4 protein-coding genes are annotated in these 3389 nt (G+C 69.1%); 2 read left to right on the top strand and 2 right to left on the bottom strand.

What is annotated here, in order from left to right; all coding sequences use genetic code 11:
- Nucleotides 1-372: 372 nt before the first annotated feature.
- Entirely contained in the window at nucleotides 373-1215 is an 843-nt protein-coding gene (locus E2E34_RS32730; RefSeq protein ID WP_138905468.1) for a helix-turn-helix domain-containing protein, read from the top strand.
- Nucleotides 1212-1427: a DUF397 domain-containing protein gene (locus tag E2E34_RS32725; RefSeq protein ID WP_138905467.1), complete on the top strand. Its 216-nt coding sequence runs from the start codon at nucleotides 1212-1214 to the stop codon at nucleotides 1425-1427. The genes E2E34_RS32730 and E2E34_RS32725 overlap by 4 nt, the downstream gene beginning before the upstream one ends.
- A 14-nt stretch (nucleotides 1428-1441) precedes the next feature.
- Here E2E34_RS32725 and E2E34_RS32720 read toward each other — a convergent pair whose 3' ends face one another.
- Both E2E34_RS32720 and E2E34_RS32715 read right to left on the bottom strand, forming a co-directional pair.
- Nucleotides 1442-2725, bottom strand: a complete 1284-nt coding sequence (locus E2E34_RS32720) for a geranylgeranyl reductase family protein (RefSeq protein WP_138905466.1) — start codon at nucleotides 2723-2725, stop codon at nucleotides 1442-1444.
- Nucleotides 2726-2834: 109 nt separating this feature from the next.
- A partial coding sequence (locus E2E34_RS32715; protein WP_500691586.1) for a serine/threonine kinase C-terminal domain-containing protein occupies nucleotides 2835-3389 on the bottom strand: 555 nt, incomplete at its 5' end.

Below are 3389 nucleotides of genomic sequence, written 5' to 3'. Positions count from 1 at the left end.
GGGCGGGGCTAAGCTGCTGAACAGCCATGAGATCGACCTCGTAACGATCTTGTGGTCAGACCCCTGTGCGGTGTTCCACCACCGCATGGGGGTCGTTTCGTCGTGCCGCACGCTACACCTTCGCGGCGCTGCGTGGCGACCTGATCACGAAACGTCACCGCCGTTGCCGCGAGCGCGAGTTGGCGCGCCGGAGGCGGGGTGGGTGGGGAGGATCCCCACCCACCATTCCCAGCAAAAGAGTCTCGGACCTCGCCCCCCGAAGCTCAAGCGCCGTTCATTCGCCTTGTCACTTTCCGTGCTCACTCGTCGCGCTCCGCACATACGATGGGTGGGGAAGCGGGGACCAACAGTGGTGCGACGCAGGGGAGTTCCATGGCGAACAAGCCCAACACGGGTCTGAGCTTCGCGCAGGGCAAGGTCGGATGGCCGTTCTTCGGCTCCGAACTCAAGCGGCGGCGAGAAGCGGCATCGCTCACCCAGCAGCAGCTCGGGGACCGGGTATACGTCTCGGGGGCGTACATCGGCCTGATCGAGGCGGCCGTCCGCAAGCCCCGGTTCGACCTCGCGCGGCGCATCGACAGCGAACTGGGAACGGACGGCCTCCTGGCCCGCATGTGCAAGGAGCTGATCGACAGCAGTCCGCACCCGGCCTACTTCGCCGATGCTGCCACCTTGGAAGCGGACGCCATCACGATCAGCGAGTACGCGCCGACGCTTGTACCCGGGCTGCTTCAGACGGAGGAGTACGTACGCGCTCTCATGGCTCCTACTGCGGCACTGGTCCTCGACCACGACATGGACACGTGGGCACGAGCCCGGGCGGCGCGGGCCGCCCTGCTCGACGGTCCGACAAGGCCCGTGGTGTGGGTCGTCCTCCACGAGACTGTGCTTCGCATCCCGGTGGGCGGCCGGGAAGTCATGGCTCGCGAGCTCTCACACATCGCCGCACTGGTCCGGCGCGGACGCATCCTGGTTCAGGTTCTGCCCTTCTCCGCCGGGGCGCACGCGGCGAGCAGCGGCATGTTCGCGGTCATGACGTTCGACGACGCGCCACCCGTCGCATACTCGGAGGGGCAGCATTCGGGTCAACTGGTCGACATGCCGCCGCTGGTCGCCAAGTACCAGCGGTCATACGATCTGATCCGGGCCGCCGCGCTGTCACCCCAGGCGTCCCTGGCCCTGATCGAATCGGCGGCGGAGGACTTCGCACCATGAGTAACGCGCATGACCTGAGCACGGCGACGTGGCGCACGTCTTCCCACAGCAACGCCGAGGGCGGGAGCTGCGTCGAAGTGGCCGACGGTCTGCCCGGGGTCATGCCGGTGCGGGACAGCAAGATCCCCGGCGGTCCCGCCCTCACCTTCCGTACCGCCGCGTGGTCGTCCTTCGTCACCGCTGTGAAGGACGACCGACTGCCGCGCGGCTGACACCCGCACGCGGGTCAGGAGTTCGGCGCCACCTTCGCCAGGCCGTTGATGATGCGGTCCATCGCGTCGCCGCCCGTCGGGTCGGTCAGGTTGGCCAGCATCTTCAGCGTGAACTTCATCAGCACCGGGTGCGTCAGGCCGCGCTGGGTGGCGAGCTTCATGACCTTCGGGTTGCCGATGAGCTTCACGAAGGCGCGGCCCATCGTGTAGTAGCCGCCGTAGGTCTCCTTGAGGACCTTCGGGTAGGACTGGAGGGCCAGCTCGCGCTGGGCGGGGGTCGCGCGGGCCTGCGCCTGGACGATGACGTCGGCCGCGATCTGGCCGGACTCCATGGCGTACGCGATGCCTTCGCCGTTGAACGGGTTCACCATGCCGCCCGCGTCACCGACGAGCAGCAGGCCCTTGGTGTAGTGCGGCTGGCGGTTGAAGGCCATCGGCAGCGCGGCGCCGCGGATCGGCATCGTCATGTTCTCCGGGGTGTAGCCCCAGTCCTCCGGCATCGACGCGCACCACGCCTTCAGCACCTCGCGCCAGTCCAGTTCCCGGAACGCCTTGGAGGAGTTCAGGATGCCGAGACCGACGTTGGACGTGCCGTCGCCCATGCCGAAGATCCAGCCGTAGCCGGGCAGCAGGCGGTCCTGCGGGCCGCGGCGGTCCCACAGCTCCAGCCAGGACTCCAGGTAGTCGTCGTCGTGGCGCGGGGAGGTGAAGTACGTGCGCACCGCCACGCCCATCGGGCGGTCCTCGCGGCGGTGCAGGCCCATGGCGAGCGACAGGCGCGTGGAGTTGCCGTCGGCGGCGACGACCAGCGGGGCGTGGAAGGTGACCGGGGTCTTCTCCTCGCCGAGCTTGGCGTGGACGCCGGTGATGCGGCCCGTACGGGGGTCGATGACGGGCTCGCCCACGTTGCAGCGCTCGTGGAGGCGGGCGCCGGCCTTCTGGGCCTGCCGGGCGAGCTGCTCGTCGAAGTCGTCGCGCTTGCGGACGAGGCCGTAGTCCGGGTACGAGGCCAGGTCCGGCCAGTCGAGCTGGAGGCGGACGCCGCCGCCGATGATGCGCAGGCCCTTGTTGCGCAGCCAGCCCGCTTCCTCGGAGATGTCGATGCCCATCGACACCAGCTGCTTGGTGGCGCGGGGCGTCAGGCCGTCGCCGCAGACCTTCTCGCGCGGGAACGCGGTCTTCTCCAGCAGCAGGACGTCGAGCCCGGCCTTGGCGAGGTAGTAGGCGGTGGTGGAGCCGGCGGGTCCGGCCCCGACGACGATCACATCTGCGGTGTGCTCGGAGAGGGGCTCGGTCACGGCGGGATCTCCCGTAAGACTCGGCGTCGCGTGCCGTGGGGCACAGGTCAGGGGCAGTCTATTGCGGCGCGGCGAGCGGCCTTCGGAAGGGTGCGCGCGGAGTACGGGGTCAGCCCAGCGTCCAGGTGGACAGCGCGGCGTCGAAGATCTCGCGGGAGTGCTGCCAGTCCCGGTCCCGGCTCTTGATGTAGATCGAGTAGTCGGTGCCGTTCGGGGCGATGTAGCCCTGGTCGATGGCGTGCAGGGTCTCGCCCGTCTGCTTGTCGGTGAAGGTGTACTCCCAGATCGCGCCCGGACGGCCCTGGAAGGTGTTCCGTTCGAGGCGCAGCCGCCGGAAGTCCCGCTGGTTGACCCTGGCCTTCCTCTCGATGGTGAGGAAGTTGTCGTACGAGGAGGCGTACGGCGGGCTCGGGACGACGCCGATGAGCAGGTGCTCCATGCCGGTGGAGCCGGCGTAGGTGATCTGGCCGGAGGTCTCGTCCGTACGGGACCAGACGTCCGGCACGGCCAGGGAGAAACCGGCGGGGTCGTTCACCGTGCGGAAGCCGGAGGGGGCTTCGGGTGCTTCGGGGGTTTCCCGGCGCTGCGGGCTCTCGGTGACCGGTGGGGCTTCGGAGGCGGGCGGGGCCTCCTGGGACGGAGCCACGGGAGCGGGCGTCGAGGG

The organism is Streptomyces albidochromogenes (assembly GCF_005981925.1).
Taxonomy (GTDB): Bacteria; Actinomycetota; Actinomycetes; order Streptomycetales; family Streptomycetaceae; genus Streptomyces; species Streptomyces albidochromogenes.
Note: the sequence above shows the minus strand (reverse complement) of the source record. Positions and strands in the feature narration are given on the sequence as shown.